The organism is Mesobacillus campisalis, assembly GCF_000986785.1.
GTDB lineage: Bacteria > Bacillota > Bacilli > Bacillales > Cytobacillaceae > Mesobacillus_B > Mesobacillus_B campisalis.
Window position 1 is genome coordinate 445,777 of the sequence record NZ_LAYY01000001.1, and the last position, 24,944, is coordinate 470,720.

General features: G+C 40.5%; 22 protein-coding genes, 2 pseudogenes and 1 riboswitch. Of the genes and pseudogenes, 4 read left to right on the forward strand and 20 right to left on the reverse strand.

Translation table 11 applies throughout. The annotated features are described in order from the left end of the window. Positions 1 to 563: 563 nt before the first annotated feature. Positions 564 to 1,130, reverse strand: coding sequence for a CBO0543 family protein (locus WQ57_RS01855; protein WP_052948623.1), 567 nt, complete (start codon positions 1,128 to 1,130; stop codon positions 564 to 566). A 248-nt stretch (positions 1,131 to 1,378) separates the two neighbouring features. After that, positions 1,379 to 2,185: pseudogene (locus WQ57_RS27160) on the reverse strand (tyrosine-type recombinase/integrase). On the opposite strand from WQ57_RS27160, the gene WQ57_RS26865 reads away from it, so the two are divergent. Beyond that, on the forward strand, positions 2,145 to 2,363 hold the full coding sequence (locus WQ57_RS26865; protein ID WP_162200587.1) for a hypothetical protein: 219 nt from the start codon (positions 2,145 to 2,147) through the stop codon (positions 2,361 to 2,363). The pseudogene WQ57_RS27160 and the gene WQ57_RS26865 sit on opposite strands and share 41 nt — an antisense overlap. A 326-nt stretch (positions 2,364 to 2,689) precedes the next feature. On the opposite strand, the gene WQ57_RS01865 is transcribed toward WQ57_RS26865, so the two are convergent. Both WQ57_RS01865 and WQ57_RS01870 read right to left on the reverse strand, forming a co-directional pair. Continuing rightward, entirely contained in the window at positions 2,690 to 3,532 is an 843-nt protein-coding gene (locus tag WQ57_RS01865) for an aldo/keto reductase (protein ID WP_173427524.1), read from the reverse strand. A 22-nt stretch (positions 3,533 to 3,554) separates the two neighbouring features. Next, a complete protein-coding gene (locus tag WQ57_RS01870) occupies positions 3,555 to 4,745 on the reverse strand; it encodes an MFS transporter (RefSeq protein WP_046521977.1) in 1,191 nt (396 codons plus the stop codon). Between the two features lie 203 nt (positions 4,746 to 4,948). Between WQ57_RS01870 and WQ57_RS01875 the strand changes: the two genes are divergently transcribed. After that, entirely contained in the window at positions 4,949 to 5,320 is a 372-nt protein-coding gene (locus WQ57_RS01875; RefSeq protein ID WP_046521978.1) for a winged helix-turn-helix transcriptional regulator, read from the forward strand. Positions 5,321 to 5,787: 467 nt separating this feature from the next. On the opposite strand, the gene WQ57_RS01880 is transcribed toward WQ57_RS01875, so the two are convergent. The 7 genes from WQ57_RS01880 to WQ57_RS27465 all read right to left on the reverse strand — a co-directional run bounded on the left by WQ57_RS01880 (position 5,788) and on the right by WQ57_RS27465 (position 12,215). Beyond that, entirely contained in the window at positions 5,788 to 7,023 is a 1,236-nt protein-coding gene (locus WQ57_RS01880) for an IS110 family RNA-guided transposase (RefSeq protein ID WP_046521979.1), read from the reverse strand. 439 nt (positions 7,024 to 7,462) lie between these two features. Beyond that, entirely contained in the window at positions 7,463 to 8,242 is a 780-nt protein-coding gene (locus tag WQ57_RS01885; protein WP_046521980.1) for an energy-coupling factor transporter transmembrane component T family protein, read from the reverse strand. Next, the gene (locus tag WQ57_RS01890) at positions 8,226 to 9,947 is read right to left on the reverse strand and encodes an ABC transporter ATP-binding protein (RefSeq protein ID WP_046521981.1); all 1,722 of its coding nucleotides are present in this window, start codon (positions 9,945 to 9,947) and stop codon (positions 8,226 to 8,228) included. The genes WQ57_RS01885 and WQ57_RS01890 overlap by 17 nt, the downstream gene beginning before the upstream one ends. Beyond that, complete coding sequence (locus WQ57_RS01895; RefSeq protein ID WP_046521982.1) at positions 9,928 to 10,530, reverse strand: ECF transporter S component; 603 nt, start codon at positions 10,528 to 10,530, stop codon at positions 9,928 to 9,930. The genes WQ57_RS01890 and WQ57_RS01895 overlap by 20 nt, the downstream gene beginning before the upstream one ends. A 38-nt stretch (positions 10,531 to 10,568) precedes the next feature. Next, positions 10,569 to 11,171 (reverse strand): YkoF family thiamine/hydroxymethylpyrimidine-binding protein, encoded by a 603-nt coding sequence (locus WQ57_RS01900; RefSeq protein WP_046521983.1) that lies wholly within the window; start codon positions 11,169 to 11,171, stop codon positions 10,569 to 10,571. Positions 11,172 to 11,307: 136 nt separating this feature from the next. After that, a riboswitch (TPP riboswitch) is annotated at positions 11,308 to 11,413 on the reverse strand. A 191-nt stretch (positions 11,414 to 11,604) separates the two neighbouring features. Next, positions 11,605 to 11,871 (reverse strand): YetF domain-containing protein, encoded by a 267-nt coding sequence (locus WQ57_RS27460; protein ID WP_420912366.1) that lies wholly within the window; start codon positions 11,869 to 11,871, stop codon positions 11,605 to 11,607. Between the two features lie 116 nt (positions 11,872 to 11,987). Next, complete coding sequence (locus tag WQ57_RS27465; RefSeq protein ID WP_420912367.1) at positions 11,988 to 12,215, reverse strand: DUF421 domain-containing protein; 228 nt, start codon at positions 12,213 to 12,215, stop codon at positions 11,988 to 11,990. A gap of 302 nt (positions 12,216 to 12,517) precedes the next feature. Here WQ57_RS27465 and WQ57_RS01910 point away from each other — a divergent pair, with 302 nt between their 5' ends. Then, complete coding sequence (locus tag WQ57_RS01910) at positions 12,518 to 13,204, forward strand: phosphoribosylaminoimidazolesuccinocarboxamide synthase (RefSeq protein WP_046521984.1); 687 nt, start codon at positions 12,518 to 12,520, stop codon at positions 13,202 to 13,204. 576 nt (positions 13,205 to 13,780) lie between these two features. Here WQ57_RS01910 and WQ57_RS01915 read toward each other — a convergent pair. Further along, on the reverse strand, positions 13,781 to 15,394 hold the full coding sequence (locus WQ57_RS01915; protein ID WP_046522057.1) for an alkaline phosphatase: 1,614 nt from the start codon (positions 15,392 to 15,394) through the stop codon (positions 13,781 to 13,783). A 270-nt stretch (positions 15,395 to 15,664) separates the two neighbouring features. Between WQ57_RS01915 and WQ57_RS27470 the strand changes: the two are divergent. After that, positions 15,665 to 15,748: pseudogene (locus tag WQ57_RS27470) on the forward strand (hypothetical protein); the annotation flags it as partial. 261 nt (positions 15,749 to 16,009) lie between these two features. On the opposite strand, the gene WQ57_RS01920 reads toward WQ57_RS27470, so the two are convergent. From WQ57_RS01920 to WQ57_RS01955, 8 genes are all read right to left on the reverse strand, one after another. Beyond that, positions 16,010 to 16,900: a sugar phosphate isomerase/epimerase family protein gene (locus WQ57_RS01920; RefSeq protein WP_084820119.1), complete on the reverse strand. Its 891-nt coding sequence runs from the start codon at positions 16,898 to 16,900 to the stop codon at positions 16,010 to 16,012. A gap of 18 nt (positions 16,901 to 16,918) precedes the next feature. Next, on the reverse strand, positions 16,919 to 18,235 hold the full coding sequence (locus WQ57_RS01925) for a DUF455 family protein (RefSeq protein WP_046521985.1): 1,317 nt from the start codon (positions 18,233 to 18,235) through the stop codon (positions 16,919 to 16,921). A gap of 60 nt (positions 18,236 to 18,295) precedes the next feature. Further along, positions 18,296 to 19,249: a ribokinase gene (locus WQ57_RS01930; protein WP_052948624.1), complete on the reverse strand. Its 954-nt coding sequence runs from the start codon at positions 19,247 to 19,249 to the stop codon at positions 18,296 to 18,298. Positions 19,250 to 19,504: 255 nt separating this feature from the next. Next, the gene (gene rbsD / locus WQ57_RS01935; protein ID WP_046521986.1) at positions 19,505 to 19,960 is read right to left on the reverse strand and encodes a D-ribose pyranase; all 456 of its coding nucleotides are present in this window, start codon (positions 19,958 to 19,960) and stop codon (positions 19,505 to 19,507) included. Positions 19,961 to 19,979: 19 nt separating this feature from the next. Continuing rightward, positions 19,980 to 20,936, reverse strand: coding sequence for a substrate-binding domain-containing protein (locus tag WQ57_RS01940; protein WP_046521987.1), 957 nt, complete (start codon positions 20,934 to 20,936; stop codon positions 19,980 to 19,982). A gap of 17 nt (positions 20,937 to 20,953) precedes the next feature. After that, complete coding sequence (locus WQ57_RS01945) at positions 20,954 to 21,940, reverse strand: ABC transporter permease (protein ID WP_084820121.1); 987 nt, start codon at positions 21,938 to 21,940, stop codon at positions 20,954 to 20,956. A gap of 5 nt (positions 21,941 to 21,945) precedes the next feature. Continuing rightward, positions 21,946 to 23,466: a sugar ABC transporter ATP-binding protein gene (locus WQ57_RS01950; protein ID WP_046521988.1), complete on the reverse strand. Its 1,521-nt coding sequence runs from the start codon at positions 23,464 to 23,466 to the stop codon at positions 21,946 to 21,948. 244 nt (positions 23,467 to 23,710) lie between these two features. Then, the gene (locus WQ57_RS01955) at positions 23,711 to 24,925 is read right to left on the reverse strand and encodes a NupC/NupG family nucleoside CNT transporter (RefSeq protein WP_046521989.1); all 1,215 of its coding nucleotides are present in this window, start codon (positions 24,923 to 24,925) and stop codon (positions 23,711 to 23,713) included. Positions 24,926 to 24,944 lie beyond the last annotated feature (19 nt).

The window sequence follows — 24,944 nt, forward strand, 5'->3', positions numbered from 1 at the left end:
TTTTTCAATATAAGAATTATGCAATGCCAATTAAAATCAATAAGTCGATTATAAGGGAATGTGAAGTATTGTACTTAAACTAAAAGGTGCGTTGGTCCAGGAAGGATTAGCCGCCCTTTTTGTTGAATACCTTATTGAACAAACGGGGCAGTTTAGTTGAATAAAGAAACAACAGTTAAAGTTCTATAACACAAAAGAAAAAACCTACCCTGGATTCGGAAAGGATAGATTTTTTCTGCTTATTCAAATTTTCGCTAATGCTTCGCAGCATCAATGTTAATTTGCTCTATAATAAATTTATTATGCGATTGAGTATAATTTTTTGGCCCTCAAACTAGAAGAAAAGCTGTCCCTCGCTCATTAAAAGGGACAGCCAAAGAGGGGGACACCCTTATGCTGGGTATAGTGGTAGTATGTTCCAAATTGATGGATTTATACGCAAAGTCTTGGTGCTACTTTTTCTCCTTGCATGAGCGGGGCAGTAATGTTTAATAAGCAAGTCGTAAATGGGTAGTAGACAAAAATTATGCAATAAAAAAGCGAGGGAATGTCCTCGCTAACTTTTATCTATCAAAATTTAGATGCGAATTAAAAATTTTACTTTTGGCTATGAAGTTTGAGGCTAGGAAGAGAAAAATGTAAATTGGGAATGAATAATACGGTTTCCAATGAATAGGCTCATAAAGATTTGCAACTGTAGCAAGTGGTTCACCTATGAAGGCTGAAAGGAAAGCGAAAATGATTGCTTTAAGGATAGGTGACCAGTGGGGCTTAATTTCAACCATTAACATTGTTGTGATAGGTAACAGAGTAAGATCCCAAGGGAAATAACCAGGTATAAAGGGGAATACATCATATGGATATATCCATAATCCTTGTTGTACACCCAGGGAATCTAAGGTAAGAGCGAGTGTGGAAATAAAGAGTCCTGTCCTAAGAAGGTCACCAGTGAATTTTTTATTATGAAACTTCCACCAAAGGAGCCATGGGAAGATACCTAGAAATATACCTATCCACCATCGTGGTGTAAGAAAAATAATATTTTGCCAAGTCTGTATTAATTTATCGTTAGCATCATGATAATTAGAAAATACTTTAATCATTTCTTTAGTAGTATCTATAGGCGACAAATGCTCACCTCATATTCATTAAAAGTTTTTAAATATTGTTTACTTTTCACAATTTCTTTATTCCTGGTTCGATAAAATGTGCGGGAAACGAGAGGTATATTTTCTAAATATCGAGGTGCCAAACAAGGTGACACCTTTCTTATTTAACGAAACAGCCTTCCTGTAAAAAAAAAGTTTGTGAAGCAATGTACTTAAACTAACGGGTGCGAGAGAACAAAAGCAACGCCGAGATCGTTGCTTCTTTTTGCTTAGAAATATTTTTGGTAAAATTCCTGCCTTAGCCTTCCGCTCAACTGAGCATAAATCCGTGTGGTTTCACTCTTCTCGTGACCGACCCAAAAGACTTTGTATGACTTCAACAGTAGCTCCGTTATTCAACTAATGGGTTGCATAGCTGTGTCTGAGTTGATGAGGATAAATTTCCTTATTTATGGCGGCTCGACCTGCTCATTCTATGTGGCAGCCGCTCTGTCACAAATATGGCAGGGTCCGTATCCTGGCGGCCTTCAATGTACCGTTTAAGCCGGATTTCGGCTCGTATATTAAAATAAACCTCACGTTCCTTGTCTCCTTTTCCCCTGACAATTGCAGAACGGTTGGACCAATTAATGCATTTACGTTCAAGCGAAACAATTTCCCCGTTCCTGCATCCCGTTGAGAACATAAATTCAAACAAGGCTTTTTCCATCGGGCTAACACAGGCTTCACGCAGAAGTTCGATTTCCCTTTCAGTTAAGAACTTCGGTATGCGTTTACCGACCTTAGGTTCCTATATTTGATGCAGGGTTATGTTGTATATGACCTTCTTCGTGGCACCAACGGAATAGGGATTTCATAAATCGTATCCTATGTGCCATGCTGGATGGCTTTAGGGCCGTCGCTGAATTATTAAGGTATTCCTTCAAATTTTCAGTGTTAAGGGTGGCTATTTCTGCATCCTTGAAATACAGGACAAGCAACTTTGCCTGAATGCCATAGGCTTTTATTGTATACGGTGAAAAGCCCTCAATTCGTTTGTCGGCTGCATACATTTCGCTTGAAAAAACGACTATCATAACCCAACAAAAAACAGAAGTTTACTATATTTGGAATCAATATTTTACAAAAAAAATGATCTTCGGTGAATTAGAAGAAGCAGGCTTTACTTTAATATCAATTTACAATGATGTAACTGGTGAAGAGTATCAGGAAGGAAATGATACAATTGCCTTATTATTAGAGAAAAGCCAATAGAGGATTAAAAATTCTCCTTCAAACAATTGGTATAAAGTTTGTGAATGAATGTACTTCAACAAACGGGTGCAATATTGCATGGGCTTCGCTATTGCAGGTTACTGGGATTACAAAATGTAACTGAGCAGGTATTACTTACAGCTGCATGTCAGAATATGAAAAAGATTGCCAACCACCTAACCAAGCACGGCTAGGTGATTGGGAGTGGTGTTCTCATAATTAAAGGAACAGAAAATCGGTTTAAAATCAACCATCATAAAAAAGTGTAGAGAAAAAAATACCCCTTTCTCTATACTCTGGGAACTCGGAGTCCGAGTTCTTTTACATTAAAAATCAAAATTATCTGGGTCTGGCCCTACACGAAGATTTTGATTTAATCCATCAATGATTTCCATTTCCTCTTTCGTCAATTCAAAATCAAACACATTCGCATTTTCAACAATTCGATGCTCTTTTGTTGATTTTGGAATGGTAATAACCCCGTTTTGCAAGTCCCAACGCAAAATAATTTGGGCGATAGATTTATTATGCTTGTACGCAATTTCCTGTAAAACTTCGTTGTCTAGCAACTGACCTTGCATTAATGGTGACCATGCTTCAAGCTGAATACCGTTGTCTTGACAAAATGCTTGCAGCTCTTTTTGAGATAATCGCGGATGGTATTCTACTTGATTGACTATCGGCTTAATTTCAGCAACCTTCATTAAGCCTTCCAAATGATGAATTTGAAAATTACTTACACCAATTGCTTTTACTCGGCCTTCTTTATAAAGAGTTTCTAACGCTCTCCAAGCATCCATATATTTGCCTTCAACTGGCCAATGAATTAAATATAAATCTAAATACTCTAAGCCAAGTTTCTTTAAGCTTTTTTCATAAGCAGCAATCGTTGATTCATATCCTAAATCCGCGTTCCAAACCTTTGAAGTGACAAACAGCTCTTCTCTTGGAATACCTGCTTCTTCTAAGCCTTCTTGGATTCCTTTGCCAACACCTTTTTCATTCCCATAAATCGCTGCTGTATCCACACTACGGTATCCATGTTGAATAGCTGTTTTTACTGCGTTTACTAATTCAGGACCATCTTCGACTTTAAAAACTCCAATTCCAAACCAGGGCATTTTCACACCATTATGCAAAATTGTTGTATCTTGTAAACTTTTTACCATCATTAAAACCTCCGAAGTAATATTATATTCTTACCTGATCTTTTCGTTCTAAAGCACGGCTGAATCCAGTTAAGACTGCAGCCGCTAAAACCATAAGTGCTCCAATCCAGGACGTATGAATAAGTCCAATTGAGTCTGTAATAATGCCACCCAAAGAAGAGCCTATTGCAATCCCGGCATTAAAGGCAGCAATATTTATGGCCGATGCAACATCAACTGCACTAGGTACGAAGCGCTCTGCCAGCATCACCACATATACTTGTAAGCCTGGCACATTCATAAATGCTAACAGCCCCATTAAAAGAATAGTGATTAATCCTGCAATTTTAAATGGAGCTGTAAACATCAAAATAAATAAGATAATTGCTTGTACAATAAACATATAGAACAATGCGCGAATTGGATTTTGGTTCGATAGCTTTCCACCAATCATATTTCCAATCGCAATCGCAATTCCATAAGCTAATAAAATGACAGCCACAATTCCTTCTTTAAAGCCAGTGATATCTTGGAGCAATGGTGATAAGAAGGTAAACACAACAAATGTCCCACCATACCCTAATGCTGTAATAATAAATAAAAGCAATAAACGACCATTTGTCACAAGCTTAAGCTGGTCACGAAAAGTTGTTTTTTCTCCTTTTCGTAAATTAGATGGGACAAGAATGCTATTTGCAATTAAGGCAATGACACCAATGATAACAATGATAATAAAAGCTGTTCTCCAACTTAGCTGCTGTCCAATAAAGGTTCCGAAAGGTACACCAGTTACCGTAGCAACTGTAAGACCTGTAAACATAATTGAAATCGCGCTAGCTCTGCGATTCTCCGGAACTAAATCAGCAGCTATTGTCGAACCTATTGACATGAAGATCCCATGTGAAAATGCTGAGATTACGCGTGCTACTAGCAATAACCCAATTGTCGTAGAGATGGCCGCAAGCGTATTGCCAATAATAAAGACAATCATAATCCAAATTAATAATGTCTTTCGTGACATTCTCGATGTCAAAGATGTCAAAATAGGAGCTCCAAATGTTACCCCTAAAGCATATAAAGATACAGTTAATCCTGCCGTGGTAACTGGTATACTTAAATCATCTGCAATCAGAGGCAACAAACCGACACTGATGAATTCAGTCGTTCCGATTGCAAAGGCACTAACTGCTAAAGCAAGCAATGCTAACGTGCTTTGCTGTTTACTTAAAGACATATTATCTCCTCCTTTTTACTGTTATATAAATGTAAACTTTCTTTTCAGCGAATACTAAATTCGAAAGAAAGTATAGTGTGTATCGGCCGACAAATGTTATTATGAGGTATATCATTCATAAAAAGAAGTACGCACTTTAAAGTTATATAGGTACCCAAAAGTAATATAGATACCTTTTAGTTCCTATAAGGAGGAGGACAAAGATGCAAAAAAAGAAATACAATATTTCTGTTGAAGCGACATTAGAAGTCATCGGTGGAAAGTGGAAATGTGTGATTCTCTGCCATCTTACTCATGGAAAAAAACGAACAAGCGAATTAAAGCGCCTCATGCCAAATATCACACAAAAAATGCTTACCCAACAGCTGCGCGAGCTAGAAGAGGATGGTGTCATCAATCGAATCGTGCATAACCAAATTCCACCCAAAGTAGAATACGAGCTTAGTGAATATGGGCGAAGCTTAGAAAGTATCCTAAATTCACTATGTGCATGGGGTGAAAACCATTTAACGAAAGTATATGGAGATAAATTTTCTGTTCTAGAAGATAGTGTGTTGAATGAACAGCTTAAGTAAGGGAATTCAGAGTTTGGGTCTTCAGGGGGTTATTTAGTTTGATTAGTGACTCTTTTCATTTGGAGGTAATGAGTAGGTCTGATTTGTTACCTCATATCTTCCCACTCACTTATAACGGGCACAAATATCCGGACATTAAATGTAAGACAGATAAAACAGCCGATTCCTAAAAATAGAAGGTGAAGTCGGCGGTTTTATTATCTAATTTCCTTAGCGTACAAAATTTCCGAAATGTTGGCGGTACCCCATTTAGAACCCCTAAAAAATGGCTAAAATTTTCTCTCATCCATATATAATTTTTAAAAATAGATTGTGAATTTTTATACTAAAACTAACCAGCTTATAGTTGTCAAGATTTTTCAATGAAATAGAATTTTATAGTATGGTATGCTAAAAGTAAGCATGCCAAATAACCTTCCTAACCTGATTGTTTGGAAGGTTTTGCTTTTATTAGTCCATTTGGGTAATTAATCTAGATCTTGGAAGGTAGTCCTGCTTATTAAAAGGGCATAAATCCAATGTAAAAGCTTATTGGCACAAGCTATTATGGCTACTTTATAGGGTTTTCCTTCCTCACGTTTTTTATCATAGAATTCCCTCAACCTTTTATTTCGAGGGATTAGTTCATCCGTCGTTTTGCTTTTCCTGCAATCTCTAATTGCACATCTAACAGCGGTATACAAAGTGTGCCTTAGCCGGCTTGAACCTCTTTTTGTAATCCTGTTTACAGTACCTCTGAATTTACCTGATTCAAAGATACTTGGGTCAATACCAGCGAACGCGACGAGCTTTTTAGGGTGATCAAACCGCTCAATCTCACCAATTTCGGAAATAATCGTGGCAGCGATTTTTTCTCCGATACCAGGGATTGATTGGATGATATTATATTCTTCAATATCTTTTGCCAAAGCATCTATCTCTTCCTCAAATTTGGATAGATGCTTTTGGTATTCAAGAAGCATTTTTATATACATTTCCATGCTTAAAATATGGCTTTGATAAAGATTTTCCCGAAAGGGATTCTGGCTTGCGGCAGCTAACAGGGCTATCGCCTTTGTATTTGCCCACTTGATGGAACGCCTTGGGCATAACTGTTTTATTGTTTTGGTAAGAGTCTCTTCACCTGCTTCCAAGACACTCTGTGATGTTGGAAATTCAAGCAAGGTTAGTAGGGAGACAACAGAATATAAGTCACCAAACACTCCTCTATATACCGGGAATACTTGATCCAAGACTGCTTGGAATTGAAGTTTTGTTTGTACATAAATTCCTGTAATATTATCGTGCTGTCTGGTCAGGTTTCGAAGGTTCAGAAGCTGAATGCCACGTTTCTTATAAGGTTCCAAATCTTCTTTGTAATACATCTCGCAGAGATGATTGGCATCAATAATATCCGTCTTTACCTTTCTTAAACTAGAACTCTTTGCCCGATAAGAGACTAGAGGATTAACAATTATAATCAAGTAACCTCTTTCCTCAAAATAATGAACTACCGGAGTATGGTAATGACCAGTTGACTCCATCACCAATGGAGGTTTTACCCCGGCTATTCTCTCAACATCTGAGAGAAAGGAGTGCAGTTTTTCCAAACCTTCAAGAGTATGCTCAACTTTAAAGCTTTTTTGATAAGGTTTTTTCTTATCCAGGAAAGCTTGTACCTGGCTTTCTCCTTTGGCTACATCCAGTCCAACCACTGGATTCATCGGCTTCTCCTCCTAAATCCTATTTGCCGGTACCCCTAATCCTTCTTGCAGTATCATAGCTTCGCTTGTTATACGAGATCTACGTCCCAACCAGCCTCAATCATGTTTCTACAAGTAGGGGGCGAACTGTTTAGTTGACGAGATTAAATCCCACGGGTGCTTCCGTTCTGCCCCGGCTACCGTAATATTAAAACCATATAAAAAATGGTCAACCAGAAATATCTGGCTGACCTTATAATACGAACGGGTGCTTATGTTCAACAACTCACTACTACTAAATAAAGCTCAGAACCTACTGGCTCTGAGCTTCCTTGCGTGCTAATTGTCTGCTAACTCGGTTGCGAATTACTGTTTGAATAGCACTGTGTATTCGAATTTTGTACTTCAAAACCGTACTTGTTAGGCTAACGAAGTGCGGTTTTTAACTATAAATTTAAGCTTAAAACTGTTTCCCAAAGATATTTAAAAACCCGAGCTGATAAGACAAAAACACACTTACAAAAAACATGGCAACAAAGACAATCACAAAAACCCAATCACGTGTTTGGATGGTCATTTCATGATAATGGGTCCGGTCGGTTTCCCCGGTAAATCCTTTTGATTCCATGGCAAGCGCTACTCGCTCCGCTTTACGGATCGCATTGGCTAAAAGAGGAATGGCATAGCGCCGAAACTGATGCATACGTTCTTTCACGCCCCTTGCTCTTCCTACCCCTCGAATGCGATGGGCTTGCCTTAGCACTTGAAGCTCATAACGGAAGGTCGGCAAAAATCGATAACCCGCTAAAATCCCGAATGTCAGCTTTGGAGGCAGCTTGCATTGCTGCATCAAACTTAACATGAATTTGGTTGAGTCGGTCGTTAAGATGAACAGCAGGGATAACGCTGCGAAAGAAAGGGAACGCAAACCTAATGAAATTCCGGCCCGAAAGCTTTCCGTAGTGACTTGAAATGACCAAAGGGAAAACAACACGTCCCCGCCTGAAAAAGCGCCGCCAGGATGGAGCATGGTCATCCACGCAAAGCTTGCTGCTAATAAAAGAAAGGGCGAAACAATGAGAATCCAACGCTTGAAAGCCACTTCGCCCGTGAAAAACGTCACTGCAACGGTAAATACCAAATAGATGAATGGTGTCAGCGGATCGAACGTAAATGCCAGGAGCAGGGCCGGAATCAATACAGCAAAAGCCTTCATTGTAGGATTAATGGATGTTAGCATGCGCCATCACAACTCCCTGTTCTTTCTCGTCTACATGGAGATTTTCAAGCAGCTGGTTAATCCTTACCCGGAAAGGGAGTCTAAGTTTCGCTTCATGGAGGATGTCCGGTTTCTGCCATAGTTCATCCGGCTTTCCGCTGAAGCTCACTTCTCCTCCGTTTACGACATACACTTTTTCACAATAACTGTCGACGAGGTCCATGTCGTGGGTAACGAATACAATCGCTGTTCCCTGCTGTTGCAGCGTTTGAATCATCTGCATCAATTCTTTCGTGGTTTGCGCATCCTGGCCAAATGTCGGTTCGTCGAACAGTAAAACACTTGGTGTGTCTTCCAGCATCGTCGCCACACTTAGACGCCGTTTTTGCCCGCCGCTTAAGGCAAAAGGATTGCTCCAAATATGGGATAGCAAGTGAAAACGCTGCAGCAGCTGGTGTACGTTATACTCAATTTCGTCCTGATTGACACCGTTCAGCTTCATTCCGAACGCTATTTCGTCGTAAACAGTATCCGTAATGAATTGATGCTCAGGGTTTTGAAATACATACCCCATGACCTTCCTCATTTCACGCTCTGACCAAGTTTCATAGCTTTTTTCCAAAAGCAGTCGGCTTCCTGTTTTAGGATTCAAAATCCCTGACATTACCTGCAATAACGTCGACTTTCCTGCCCCGTTTTTACCGACAATGGCAATCAGCTCTCCTTCATGCAGTGAAAGGTTGATTCCTTTCAAGATTGATCTCTTCCCCCTCGAGAACGAAACATCCCTTATGGATAAAACTTCATTCCTTCCACTAGCGGATGTACCGCGTGCTTGAACGTTGGTTGGAATACGGTCCATCCCGGAGCTGTTCATCCATGAAACTAAGCCCTCTTCGGAAAGGGGCCGATTGGTTTCAGGTACCCTTCCTCCGTTCCCATCAAGAACGGTTTCAACGATTCTGGGGATGTGGATTCCTTCTGCTTTTAGCTGATCGGCGTGATTATAAAACACATCCTCTGGTTTTCCTTCCAACAGGATGTTTCCACCCCGATTAATGGCTATGACCCGGTCCACCATGGGAAGCCAATCATCCAGCTGGTGTTCAATAATCAGCAAGGCAAAACCCCGCTCTTGTTGTAACGAATGGATTAATTGAATAAACTCAAACCGGGAAGCTGGATCCAGGTTTGCTGTCGGTTCATCCAATATTAATAGCGCCGGATTTAAAAGGAGAACAGAAGCAAGAGCCACCTTTTGCTTATTACCGCCAGATAATTCATGAATTGGCCGGTGTTTTTCCTCGGTGAGCCCAACAGTACGTAGAATGCTGTCAATTTTTCCGGCCATCTCTTCTCTTGGTGTTTTTATATTTTCCAGCGTAAACGCTAATTCATTTTCTACCGTCACCATGCAGAATTGACTCTCGGGATCTTGGAATACCACTCCGATTTCCTTGTTGATTTCTCCCTTTTTAAACTGGTTTAACGGTGTTCCGTTATACTTCACTTCTCCATTTGCCCAGCCTTCAACGGCTTCAGGGTACAGGCCGTTTAAACAAAGGGACAGAGAGCTTTTCCCGGAACCGCTTGGTCCAATCAGAAGAATCGTTTCCTGTTGATGAATGGTCAAGGACAGCTCTTTTAAAAGCGGTTCCTTGTCGGGATCATAGCCAAACGAAAAATTCTCGACCGAGATGAGTGGCTTATGATGCTTTATGCTCACGTTTCTTCTTCCACTCCTTTCCAAGTGCGTAGCTTCTCAACACACCGGTGTCGGCCAATCTTTCTGTGATCCACTTTCCTAATAGGCCGGCAATCAAGGCGCCGCTAATTACACGAACAATTAGCATCGAGCTGAGCAGAGGCAGAGAGAGAGCAATATATCCTGAATGGTACAAGCCCCAGACGAAGCTTGCCAAAGCTGCACCAACACCGGCAGCAACTAGAACCCCTTTGGAGTAGTTCCGGTATTTTGTGGCCGCAAAGGCCGCCTCTGCTCCAAGGCCTTGTATAAAGGCGGAAACAATCAACATCGGACCTGCCGGTGAACCTAACAGCACTTGAACTCCCCCGGCAATCGTTTCAGAGATTAAGGCGGCCCCAGGCTTACGGATGATGTAGGCCGTAATGATGGAAACGATAAACCAGATCCCGAAGATCACTTCATAACCAAACGGCCCCAGGCCAAATGGCGTTAAGAGATTGGTAATGCCCGTTCCAACCGTGAAAAAGAATAAGTAAATGACGGCAAACACGACACCCAGTATGGCCATCAGAACAATTTCGCGCAAATTCCATTTCGTCATAGGATGAACTCCTTAAGAGGTATTTTTTTATGTTGGGTTTATTTGTCCTTCTTTGATGGGCTGTTGGCTGAAACGATGGCCGTCATCGTCACATGGCTGCGTTCATGTGTTTTGGACGCATTAACAAAGGATTGCTCAAGGGTTTTAAACACATCGTTCGCATCCCCATCAAGACGGGAAGCATAATGGACACCTTTTGTGAATGTTCCGTGATCCTTTGCTACCTCTACCTGATCAGCAATGATCTGCATATAGTCAGGGTTGTTCAGCGGATAGAGCGCAAATTGGGTCGCAACCTCGACTTTTTCTTGGCTGGAGGCTTCTTCATTCAAGCGTTCATCATTCTCTGACATATATGTATCCCCTGCGCTGTCTCCAGGGCAGCCGACAGAAAATGTTCCATTGAACACAACGTGTACACCTGTTTTAGCGGCGTGGATGAAAATAGCCTTGGCTACATCAAAAACGTGTTCACTGCGCCCTCTGATACATGTTGTAACATCATCCGTTTCCATCCAGACCTTGCTTGTATCCACTTCTTTTAATGCTGTTAAAATCACCTCAACAAAATTGTCTGCCATCGGATAGATGGAAAAACGGCACCCTACGATTCTGCTTGTTCCACAACTTAAACCTTGCATTCTACCTTCCTCCTATTTTTTCGTTTTTTTATCCGTTTCGCTTTTCAGATTGGGGAATGTATACTGCGAAAAAACAAAAAACTGCATCTCCAAATAGGAAGATGCAGTGAATCATAAAAGAGTATACAGTAAAGTAATGAAGTCACTTGCACTTCCCCACGCTAGCATTACCTAGTTCTGGTCATGAGGGTCAGCAGGAATTTCACCCGCTTCTCAGCCTTACAGCTCCCCTAGTGCGAAACAATATATGAACTTGTCTCATTCATTGTACGACAAAACTTCCCAATAGGAAATAACAATTTTCAGAACACGGGGACGGTTCTGCTGCCTCACATTCTGCCAGGAAGGAATTATCTACCTTTTTAACTCCATAAAAGGCCTAATCTCACAGCGGATTAGGCTTAAAATGAGGCAAGAGAACCGTCCCCCTGTATCATTGTAAATAATCGGCATGCCCCTGGTCCTTTGAGCTGTTTATCTCGGTGAAGATATCCTGCTGGTTGTCCTGATTTTTTGATTCAGTGCTTTTCTGATTGGAATCCTGTTGTTGTAGTCCATAAGAATTCAATATCTTCTTTAACTCCCCTACTGTGACTGGCTTGGCGTCTTCCTTCAATTCGTATCCAAGCAGACCATTAGGTTCAATCGTGGCAATTTTAAGGTCCTGAAAGCGGGTAATCCCCTGGCCTCTTAGCCTCATCTCAATCTGGTCTGCTGTAAGCCTCAACTTTTTAATATTTTTAATATCTAATTCTCATTTACCACCACGGTTTTTGACTTTCCCGTCAGCACCTTCTCAAACCAGTTGAATTTCATTTACAGGAATTCCAGGATCAGAATGACAACCACAAAAGAGGCCGCCCCTAAAGCCGCTTTTACTACACTTTTATTGACGATAGGCTGTACAATGACCGTACCGATCGAAATCATCACAACCGTTTGGGCTAGTGTCATCTGTGAGATTGATTTTCTCCCTACTATCCTCAACAAAATGATTCCGGAAAGGATCAGCACAACCGATTTCCAAAGAAACGACATATCCACCCGATTCATCTCCCCGACTTTTTATAAGAACAGTTTGACCATTTTCAGGAAGAACTATTAGAGCATGGGGATGGTTCTTCTGCCTCACGATCTGACAGCAGGATTTTTCAGCCCTTTTAACAGGGGATTCTCATAAAAGTCTTATCCCACGCGGATAAGGCTTATGTGAAAGTGCCGCCAGCAATCGCTCATGCAAAGTTAGTAAGATATATTATTAATTAACACAATTTTTTATATTATAATTAATTCGGCACTTCATAAAAATTCGTACAAAATATTGAGTTATTAAGGAGATTTTTGACATGCAGCTGAAGTACACGGGAAAGACAAAAGATGTTTATGCATTAGAGGATGGAAATTACTTGCTTAAATTTAAAGATGATGTCACGGGGGTAGACGGTGTCTTTGATCCTGGAGCAAACACTGTCGGTTTAACGATGGAAGGCGCAGGACAAGCCGGGTTGCGATTAACCAAATACTTTTTTGAGATCTTAAAAGAAAAAGGAATCCCTACCCATTATATTGATGCCAATATTGAAGAAGCTACTATGACGGTCAAGCCTGCGGAAATGTTCGGAAAAGGTCTTGAAGTCATCTGCAGGTATCGAGCCGTAGGCAGCTTTTTGCGCAGGTATGGCTTGTATGCACAGGAAGGCCAGCACCTGGATGCATTCGTTGAGGTTACCTTGAAGGATGATGGCCGCCAGGACCCTCCTATTAGTGAGGATGCTTTGGATATGCTTGGCATTTTATCCAAGGATGAATACAAAGTGTTAAAAGCGTTGACGCAGCAAATTGGGAATGTGGTGAAGGAGGAACTCGGCAAGAAAGCGATCGAGTTATACGACATCAAGTTTGAATTCGGACGTGTGGGCAAAGACAAACAAATTGTCCTTATTGATGAAATCTCCGGAGGAAATATGCGTGCCTATAAAGATGGAGAGTATATTGAACCATTGGAATTGGAAAAGGCATTGCTGCAGTTTTAAGAGAAGCAAGAAGGCAAGCCAGGAGAAAAGAACAAACAATCCGTTAAAAGGTGCAAAACGGTAAATTGCAATGCAAAAAGGGTGAGAAATCCAGTGATTTTCTCACCCTTTTTACATTTCTGTATTAATATTCCGGGTAAATTAGCATATAAACTCGAACGATAAATCACATAACTAGTTAATACCATGAATAATAAATATTCCTTGCAAAAAGCCAGTGGGAGATAAAGTTGTTATAGCTGAAAGTTGTTTCTCCATGTTTGTAAAAATAAACGGAGAAATTCCGCTTAAATCGGGTAATACCCATATTTCCCTAAAAATAAAGGAAGTTTTTCCGTTTATTTGATAAAAATCATTAGTTTTTGTCTAATTTGGAGAAGTTAACCGGAAATTTTCCGTTTATATCTGCTCTTTCAAGCCTCTCCAATAGGCATTAGCCGGAATTTCTCCGCCTATGTAGTCTTTTTCCTACCCCATATTCCCTGGACTAGTATCTCAGCATTTTAAAAGCGAAAAAGCATGGCGAATAACCATGCTTTTTCGTAATTGTTTGACCCTTGATCCTTAATTGGCAACTTATTTAGACAGATTCAAAGCATTCTTCGATACGAAGAACTCTTCTCCGTTATAAACGGTTACTCCATCCAGTGTTTTCGTGAAAGTTTTCTTGTTCTGCGTTACATTTGCATAATTTTTGTTGACTGGCAGTTCGATTTTAATGTTCCCTTTTTCAGCAACAAATACAGGGTTATGCTCATCTGTTACATCGATACGGGTTTTGAAGTTTTTGTTTTCAAAAGCTTCTTTTGCGTTCACAAACAGCTGATCTGTCGTTTTTTCAAGGTCAACGCCCATGAATTTAGCCATTGTTTTCGCAATATCGGTATTGTCGACCAAGCCATATGGCTTCGATGGGCCATATGCATAAAGGAAGACGTCCTCACCCGTATGTCCGCCAGTCGAATAGCCGATGTTCGCGCGATCAGCAAGCATTTTGACCATATCAGACTGCAATGATTTCGATGCTTTTAAAGAATTGATTTCTGCATCAGACAGGTTATCCAAGCCATAAAGTTCCGCTACTTCCTTCATGTTGGAACGGTCCGACTTCAATTGCTTTAACGCACCTTCAACCGTCATCGTTGCTTTCTTTAAAGGATCGATATAGGAGGATACTGGAATTTCCGGATAGTTTCCGTTCGTGTTTTGGTTCCCCATTGTAATTCCGCTGTTTCCATGGTCACTAACCGCAATCACCATTGTATTGCCATCTTTTTTCGCAAAGTCGAGTGCTTCCTTCACCGCGTCATCAAATGCAAGCACATCACTGACGATTCCGACCGTATCGTTCGCATGAGCTGCCCAGTCTGGCTTGCTTCCTTCTACGAATAAGAAGAAACCATCTTCATCTTTAGAAAGCGTATTGATCGCTTTTTTCGTCATTTCCGCGATTGAAGGTTCACTATTGTTTGTTGCTTGACGGTCAAAGTCATAAGCAAGGGCGGAAGGCGCGAAAGATCCCCAAATTTTATTGGAAGAAGAGTTTAGCAGCTCGTCCCGTGTTTCAACAAAATCATACCCGTTTTCATCAATCACATCCAATAGGTTCTCACCATCTACACGGGCGTTCCTTGTTGAACCTGGTGCAAGCGATTCTTTCCCGCCGCCAAGGACAACATCGATTTCCTGGTACACTTGCTGCTCAGCAATATCCTGGTAGTTGCTGCGGTGGGTAGCATGGGCAGAGAAAGCTGCCGGTGTCGCATGCTGGATTTCCGATGTGGAAATAATTCCGGTCGCCTTTCCTTTCAGCTGCGCTCCCTCTAGTACGTTCGCCACAGGATTAAGTGCATCTTCCGGATCAATTGGGTCTACGCCAGGTGTATGTACAACTTTAGGTAAAAGTCCAACAACTTTATCATTGCTTTTATTCCCGGTAGCAAGAGCGGTCCCTGCAGGTGCAGAGTCAGTAATCGCTGATTCGGCAGAATGGGTACGCACCCCTCCGATGACGATTTCATCCATTGCAAGGTTTTCCCCTTTATACCATCTTGCCAGAGTCGTCGCCCCTGCACTTGTGCCATCCATCACCATCATGATGACATTGGTCGGTTCCTTCTTTTTATCCTTTGCTTCCGTTAAATTCACATTCCCATAACCTAGGGATGAAAACGCAATGGCAGCGGCCATGGTAACCCCCGCTACCTTCTTTTTTACATGTTTAGCCAACCTTTTTCCCCTCCAAATGTTTATCTATCAAGTAAGACAACCTAATCATAGGATAGGAATATTTAGGGAGTTTTAACAAAGTGTAAAGGATTTTTAAAAGGTTATTTTCAATGTAAATTTTTGTAGGAGAAAGGAATTGAAATTTAAACAAAAACAGTACTATAGCCACTCTCCTAAATTGCCGGCTAGATAATCCTTCCCACTATTCTTTACTAAAAATTTTAACCTGATCAAATTTATACCGTTACCGTAAACAATTACTTTGCAACCGGAGGAGATGGCTTCACAGTGTATAGAAGGCCAGAATCCAGTTAATGGTCCGTTGACTATGAAGCGTTGGTTGAATATATTAAGAGTTTCGACGAACCGATTGTAGTACCAGCTAAGAATCGAATTGAGGTGCAATAGTTGTTGTGGGTGCTTGTCACAACCCGCGAAGCAGTATTTCGGTCGATTGCGGCCTTAATATCCGAACTCTTATTCGGGTGACACAGTTACGCAAAAAATCCCCGTACTGGTAGGTATGCGTATCACTACGGGGATTTTGCTTATCTCGTTTTTAATTTTTTCATTTTTCTATATAGACGTTATAGGTTGATGAACTTCATTCCAAATCCCTTCGGCTATCTTCTTAAAGAGAAGCCCTTGTTCCCAGCGATTGGAGAGTTCCTCGCCTTGCAGATTGATGTATTCAAACTTGGAAATAGCATATGTTGGAGGTCCAATTTCACAGACGAAAGGTAAAACATCGCCAGGCTTGGCACTTTCCAGCCAGTAGGTAATCCCTTTTCTCCACCATTGAGTAAAGTGTTCAGTCATAAGATGCTCTCCATTAGGGCCAATATCTACTTGAATTTGTTGGCCATTTGATACCCTTGCATGGATGGAGGAGGTGCGTGTTAACAGCTCATCGAAGTACGGCTCATACCGTTCATCATAATTGCGAATTTCACTGGCCAATATATAATGGGACAAATCAATTGTCAACCTTAAATCTTTTATTTTTTTTACGTATTCAACAGTTCGAAGGAGATCCTGGGTGATTCGTCCCCGATGTGTTTCGATATATAGCGGTATTTCTGCTTTAAAAGCTTCTTCCAGCAGTTCATGCAGAAGCTTAACGGCCTTATCACCGACGACAAAGTAATCCATTACTTGAGCGTTAATATACTGGACACCGAAATCTTTTGCTTGTTTTAAAAACTCTCGAAAGTCTTCCCTGCTGCTTGGCACGGCATTAATCCCATAGCTAAAGTTATGTTTGTCAAGGAGCTGCCTCCACTGGTTCACTTCATCCGGTTCAGGCAGTGTTTTACCTAAAATGCCCGTGAAGCCAGCTTCGGAAATTTTCGCGAATTTTTCTTCAATCGTCCACTCCCGCTCCTCGTTTCCAAGGCCCCGCATGGACCACCATGCCTGCTGGATATCCATTCGAGGCAAATTTGTTGTTCCATCATTTACATTCATTTATTACTTTCCCTTCTATTAAACTCTCTCAGCAGTAACAAGCTGCTTCGCCTTTTCAACCATGTTTTCAGTAATTTGGGTAATTTGCTGTACTTCTTCTTCCGTAACTGATTTTAGTACGTCATCAACTAAACGATCGCATTCATCCTTAATCTTTTGATAATCCTTGGGATTAAGCCCTCGCTTTTCCAGAATTGCGGATAACCAGCGCTTTCCATAAGCGGTATGAATCGTTTCATCTGCCCAGTCAAAATCCATGTCATGCTGGCTGACTTGATCATTAAATTCGGCAAATGATTTAATCCTTTCCGGTTTTTTGCCAATATTTTTCGATTCAAAATAAAACAGCATACCTAACCGATAAATAGGATCTTTCCCTTTGCAGCTATCAAATATATAGGTGCCTAAAGGAAGTTCGCTTTCCTCAAAGCCCCATTGCTTTAAGCGTTCATACCCCATTGTACAATGACGGCTTTCATCATAAACCCAGCGTGCTGCGTCATAAATGAAATCCCATCCTAGTTCTCCCGCAAATTCATGGAGGATAAAACCTGCATTTTCTACCGCCCAAATTTCATTTAAATGGCTTATGGCACTTCGTAATTGAAGTTTAACTCCTTCCCCATAAGGAAACGATTTATCAACAATATCTGGCCAATAAAAACGAACGGGAATAAATCGATCATCTCTGTTTGGAACTTCATTCGGAGTAAATACCTGATCGCTTAAGCGAACTTCCATCCCTTTACAATTTTCAATCCCAATCCCGCCAATTTCGCCAAGCTTTTCCCGCAATTCCTCTACCCACTGCATTGCTGTTTCAATGCTTCTGGCATCTTCTTTTTCGAGATAGTGTTGCACATACTTTTCCAATGTTTGGATCTGGTCTTCCTTTTCCCTGACAGCAAGCTCTAAAAAACGGTGGGTTGGCCCATCGCCAAGTACGTCCGCCATCTCAAGATAATCTTCAAAGGCCTGTTTTAAAGCGGGTTTAAACACCCTTGATAACCCCATGACAAAAGCAAGCGGATTTGGGGCATTATAAGATTGTTGAATAAGATCAACCAAAGCTTGGTCATCCCCAATTTCCAGCATCCTGCTTGGGAACCGGAGTTCATACACCCTATTGCGAAGCTCATGGGCGGTCATGGCATCTTCCCATAACATTTTAGGCAATATCATTTTAACATCAAAATAAGGGATGCCTGATAGCCATCCAGCTTGACCAATCACCAATGCCCGCTCACAAAGAAAGTACCTTTTTAGGATTACTGCCGTATCATACCTCATAAATTTACCGCGTTTTTGATTACTTGGAAGATATTCAACTGTCATTTTCATTCACTCCTCAATTTTTTTCAAAAACTCTATGTGTCTCGTAATGTTTCTGTTTAATCAAGCTTGCAAAGTTGTTTCTTTGCTGTCTATAAACGCTTCTAGTTGTTTTCGTGTTGGCAGCGATGGTATCACTTCAGCCCCCATAACCGTATAAGCTCCTACATAGCAGGCCCACTGTGCTGCCTCTTTGATTGTCTTCTTTTCACTAAGAGCAACAGCCAATGCACCGTTAAAAGAATCACCAGCCCCAGTAGTATCCTTAGGTGTTACTTTAGGGGATGATACGAACTCATGCCCATTAGCATTTACAATAAGTGCACCCTGATCCCCGAGTGTGACAACAATCGCTTCCGGCCCCTTTTGAAGAAGCCCTTTCGCAATTTCAATACATTCCTCATGACTAACTGATTTGGAAGGCTCCAATCCGGCAAGGATTTTCAATTCTGATTCGTTAGGTGTCAAAATCGTTACATATCTTAATAATGAACTAATCTCTTGAGCAGGCGCAGGATTCAATATGACCGTTTTCCCTTTTTCGTTTGCTATCCTGACTGTTTCCTCGATCGTCTGGATACTATTTTCCAGCTGCACAAGGACAATATCTGCTTTATCAATCGACAATGGTATGCTAGGATCGTTAGGCATTAACTTTAAATTAGCCCCTGGGTCAATAATGATCGAATTTTCCCCATGTCCATTTAAAAATATAAAACCTACCCCTGTTTTCGCCTCATCTGTCCGTTTTAAGTAAGTGATGTCAACGTTTTCATTTTCCAGCATACGGACTGCGTCGTCGCCACAGCGATCTTCGCCGATACATCCAACAAAGCAAACGTCACCTCCAAGACGCGCGGCAGCAACAGCTTGATTTGAACCTTTTCCACCTGGTCCTTCACTAAAACCGCTTCCAATCAAGGTTTCACCCCAAACCGGCAGGCGGCGTGTGTTAATTACCATGCCTACATTGTAACTCCCCACCACTGCAATTTTCCCTTTAGCTGTTATCGTCAAATGAAACACTCCCTTTCTGTATCAGGACGCACCTTATATATACCTTTATGTACGTATATATACGATTATAACATCCGACTTAATTTATGTAAATTGTAAATATACTGAAAATTTATGGTTTCTCGTTTACTACCTAAATTTAAACCACGTAAACATAGTATAAAAATGACTCCAGTATAATAATACCGGAGTCAACAAACATGCAGGTAAAAAAAGATTTTACTATTTACCAAAATAAGAATAAGGTTGATTCGTTCACATTTTGTCCTTGTAGTAATCCGGTACAATGACTCCTTCTTTGTCAAACCATTTAGGAACATCAACACCAGATTGAAGCACAATATTTCCCCAAGGCTCAAAAGATCCTGTTCTTACTATGGCTTTAGCCTCTTTAGCGAAAGTAGTTAATATGTCTGAATGAGGGTGGGTCTCAATTTCTACTCCATGATAAATTTCTTGAATTGAATGATATAAAGGTGCATTGCTCTTAGGAACATCTTCAGCAACATAGATTTTTTCAGCAATAAAGTCTTCGGCAATGGCTGATAGGACGGTTTTTAAATCAGGTACATCCCTTGTTAAGGCAAGATCTACTCTTCGTACATCACTTGGAATTGGAAATCCTGCATCACAAACAATCAAATATTCTGTATGACCCATTGAGGCAATCACTGCATTTAATTCTTTATTTAAAATGGAACTTTTTTTCATTATAGATTCATCTCCTAAATTATTTTTTTAAAGCCTCTGAAACATTTTCGCTAGAAACAAAGTTAGCGGGAAGCTCAATAAATTCTGGTTGGCTTTCTTCTTTTGCTACTGAGGAAGCGATTTCAATCGCTTTCTTGCCATAGTCACTAGGTGATATTGCCATTGTTCCGGCAATTTCCTTGCTTTGTACGGCTTGAAGGGCATCTTCTGTACCATCATTGGAAACAATGACGATATCTTTATTTGCTGCTTTAATAGCCTGTAGTGCTCCTAATGCCATTTCATCATTGGCTGCATATAACCCAACAACGTCAGGATTGGCCTGGAGAATATTCTCCATAACTGCTAATGCTTTTGCACGATCAAAATCGGCTGACTGGGATGCAACAATCTCAATATCTGAAAACTTACCCATTGCCTCCTGAAAACCTTTGCTCCTGTCCCTGGCTACATCTGTACCTGTAGTTCCCTGCAACTCAATGACTTTTCCTTTTTCTTTGATTTGCTTGGCTAAGTATTCTCCTGCTGTAACCCCATTATTTACCTCGTCGTATCCTAAATGTGTTTGAATCTCTCCGCCTTCAACCTTCCTTCCAGTCGTGATCACTGGAATTCCTGCTTCGTTCGCAGATATGACCGCTGGAACCGTCCCCTTACTGTCTACAGCGTCAATAATGATTACATCTACTTTTTGCTGAATCAAATCCTCAATTCCATTCATTTGTGTTGCTAAGTCATTATTAGCATTAACGACTGAAATACTCATTCCTGCTTCTTTAGCAGCAGCTTCAGCAGCTTTCTTCACTTCGACGAAAAACGGATTATTAAGTGTATTAATGGAATAGCCGATTTTAATCGATTCCGTCCCTGAATCAGATTTCGTATCCTTTTTCGATACAGCTTCACTCTGGCTCCCACACGCAACTAAGCTTAGCACTATAAAAATAGTAAAAACAGCGGTCAATAATTTTTTCATATAAATCCTCCTCGGTTTTATTTATCTCTATTAATTAATCTGTCAATAATGACAGCCACTAAAACGATGATCCCCTTGGCAATATTTTGATAGAATGGGGAAACATTGATCAAATTCATACCGCTAGTAAGTACCCCTAAAATTAATACACCTATTAATGTACCTAAAACATTTCCTCTTCCCCCGAACAAACTGGTTCCACCTAAAATGACAGCTGCGATGGCATCCAATTCATAGCCTGCTCCGGCTACCGGACTGGCAGATGATAAGCGTGACGTAAGAATGATCGATGCCAAAGCTGCCAGAAAACCGGATGTGGCATAAACAATCATTTTATGAATATCGACTTTTACACCGGCTAAAATAGTTGCTTTTTCATTTCCACCAATAGAGTAAATATATTGGCCATGCACCGTCTTCTTTAAAAGAAAGAAGAAAAACAGATAGATGAACATGAGAACGATGACCGGAAATGGAATGGGGCCTATATACCCTTGTCCAATAAATTTAAATAATGGCTCTGAAACAATAATAGGATTTCCCCCAGACACTACCAAGGCAAAGCCTGCAAATAGAGTCATTGAAGCAAGAGTGACGATAAATGGTGTTAATTTCAGCTTAGAAATTAAAATACCATTAAACAATCCAATTAAAGTCCCCGTTAACAACCCTGCTGTAATCCCGAGTAAAGCACTTTCTGTTCCCAGGGCAACCATAGCTGAAACGATACCAGCCAATGCGACAATGCTGCCGACTGAAAGGTCAATTCCTGCCGTGATGATGACTAGAGTCTGACCTGCAGCTATGATTCCAATGATAGAGACCTGTCTTAGAATACTTACGATGTTAGAGTAGGTTAGGAAATTGGGAGATAATATAGAAAAAACAATCGTAATTAGTAATAAAATCATTACCATTCCATATTTCTGAATTAAATCCAACGTTCCAAGCCTGTCCACTTTTAATTGGGTATTTGGTTTTTCTACCTTAACGGATGATTCCATTTTTTCTAAACCCCCTCTTTAAGATATTTTGCTCCCGAAGCAAATTCCATAAGCCTTTCTCTCGTTGCCTCTGATTTATCTATTTCCGCAATAATTTCACCTTCAAAAACGACGAAAATCCGATCACTTACACCAATCACTTCATCGGCATCACTGGATGCCATAATGATTCCTTTTCGAGATTCATTTGCAAGTTGATCCAGAAGTTTATAAATTTCAACTCTGGCCCCGACGTCGATCCCTCTTGTTGGCTCACTTAATAAAATAATTTCTGGCCCCGTTAACAGCCATTTCCCCAAAATCACTTTTTGCTGATTCCCGCCGCTTAAATTCTTTACTGGCTGTGAAATACTGGCGAGCTTAATTTTTAGTGTTTCTTTATAATCATTGGCTACCTTTTTTATTAAAGATTGTTTCTTTATACCGAGGGAAGAGAATTTCCCCATAGAGGGCAGGACCATATTCTCCTCCGACCCCAATTCCAGCAGAAGCCCTTCCTCTTTCCTATTTTCCGTAACATAAGCCAAACCTAATTTCTTAGCGTCTATCGGGGAGCTGATTTTTGCCAGTTTATTTTTTACGTAAATATTTCCATCGGCTTTTTTCTTAGTACCGAATAATACATTCAAAATTTCAGACTGGCCTGCCCCGATGAGCCCAAAGATACCAATGATTTCCCCTTCATAAAGCGAAAATGAAATACTGCGCAGGATGTTATTTTGAATCTTTTCAACCCGTAATAATTCATCTCCTTTTTTTCGATCACTGGATGGGAAGATATTATCAATTTGTGATCCGACCATTTCTTCAATGATCCTCTCATTGCTAAAATGATTAATTAAACCTTCGGAAACGTTCCTGCCATCCCTTAATATATATACATAGTCACAAATCTCCTGAATTTCATCGAGTCGATGTGAAATATAAATAATCCCTATTCCTTTTGATTTAAGAGATGTAATCACTTTAAATAATTGTTTTGTTTCCTCAGCTGATAATGCTGCAGTAGGTTCATCCATAATTAAGACTTTAGATTCCTCTGAAACAGCTTTTAAAATTTCTACCAGTTGTTGCTCTCCAATACTAAGATCTTTAACCTTCTTTAAAGGATCCAATTGGATATTGTATTTATTAATAATCTCTTTTGTCTTTGACAACGCTTTCTTTTTAGAGTTAATAAAATTCCCGAAGCCGATTGTTAGCTCTTTTCCAAGGTAAATATTTTCAGAAACGGTTAACTCTTTAACAAGGTTTAACTCTTGATGTATAACGCTAATTCCATGGCTTTTGGCTTCCCCAGGACTGTTGATATTAATCAATTGGTTATCCAAGTGAATGGTGCCTGAGTCTAACGTATAATCACCTGCTATTATCTTCATCAAGGTTGATTTTCCAGCACCATTGGATCCCATTAAGGCATGGACTTTCCCTTTATAAATACTTAAATCTACATCATAAAGGATTTGAACTGGACCAAATTTCTTATTGATGCCCTTTAACAGCAATAATTCTTCCGATTTATTCATTAGCTCATCCACTTTCTGTTTGGGTTAAATAACATAAACCTTACTATACCTATATGTACATCCGTGAACGTCTATATAAATATAACATTCATCATTAATTTTGTAAATATTAATAATATTTAATTTTCCAGAATTATCTTTACCAAAAAAAAAGAAATCAACCAATCTTTATTTAGTCGGTTGATTTCTTTCCTAGTGTTTCAGTTCAAAGTTGCCAGAGTAAACATTTTATTAGTAGAAGGACTTAAATGAGCATTCCTGCAATTGCCGCACTTAATAAATTGGCTAGGGTTGCTGCTATCACTGCCCGCAAACCCAGCTCCGCAATATCTTGTCTTCTTGACGGTGCCATCCCCCCTAATCCGCCAATCATCAAAGCAATAGCTGCCAGATTGGCAAATCCACAAAGCGCAAAACTAATGATTGCGACGCTTTTAGGAGATAAATTAGCGATTTCCGGGGCAAAGGAGGAATAGGCAACAAATTCGTTTAACACAAACTTCTGTCCAATGAATGAAGCGGCTTGCAGCGCTTCATTCCATGGAACCCCAATGAGCAAGGCAAACGGTGAAAAGGCGTATCCGAGGATCTGCTCAAGCGTCAACGTTCCGAACCCGAAGATTCCGCCAACCCAGCCGATCAATGTATTGACCAAAAAAATAAGTGAAATGAAAGCAAGTAACAATGCCCCGACACCTACGGCAATTTTCAATCCGTCCGAAGCTCCGCGCGCTGCCGCGTCAATGACATTTCGCGATTCCGTGTCTTTGACCATTTGAACACGTGTACCCGTGTCCATTTTTTCCGTTTCCGGAACGATTATTTTTGCTAACAACAACCCGGCAGGAGCTCCCATAAAAGCGGCTGCTAATAAATACTCCAGAGGAACACCGAGCATCGCGTAGCCACCTAGTACTGAACCGGATACGCAAGCCATTCCCCCAACCATAACGGCAAATAGCTCTGATTTGGACATCTTTTCTATATACGGTCTGATGACCAATGGGGCTTCTGTTGGACCAAGAAAGATGTTTGCTGCCGCAGACATTGATTCAGGCTCACTCGTTTTAAGCACTTTAGCCAGAAACCCTCCAATGATTTTAGTTGCCCTCTGCATAATTCCCAGATAGTAGAGAACCGATATTAAAGAGGCAAAGAAAATGATAATAGGTAACACTTGTAAGGCAAAGGTAAAGCCTGCCTTTTCCGCGTTTAGTACCCCTCCAAATAAAAATTGAATTCCTGCGTTGGAAGAATCTATTATTTTTTGGACAACCGACGATAACTGTTGGAGAATCATTTTTCCAACTTCCCATTTCAAAACAATTACAGCAAAAAGCAGCTGGATGGATAATGCGCCAATAACGGTTCTTGGATTGATTGATTTACGATTTTTTGAAAAGACAAACGCGATTGCTAAAATTCCTGCTATTCCGCCAACTCCCCAAATATATTGCATCTTTTCTCTCCCATTCCCA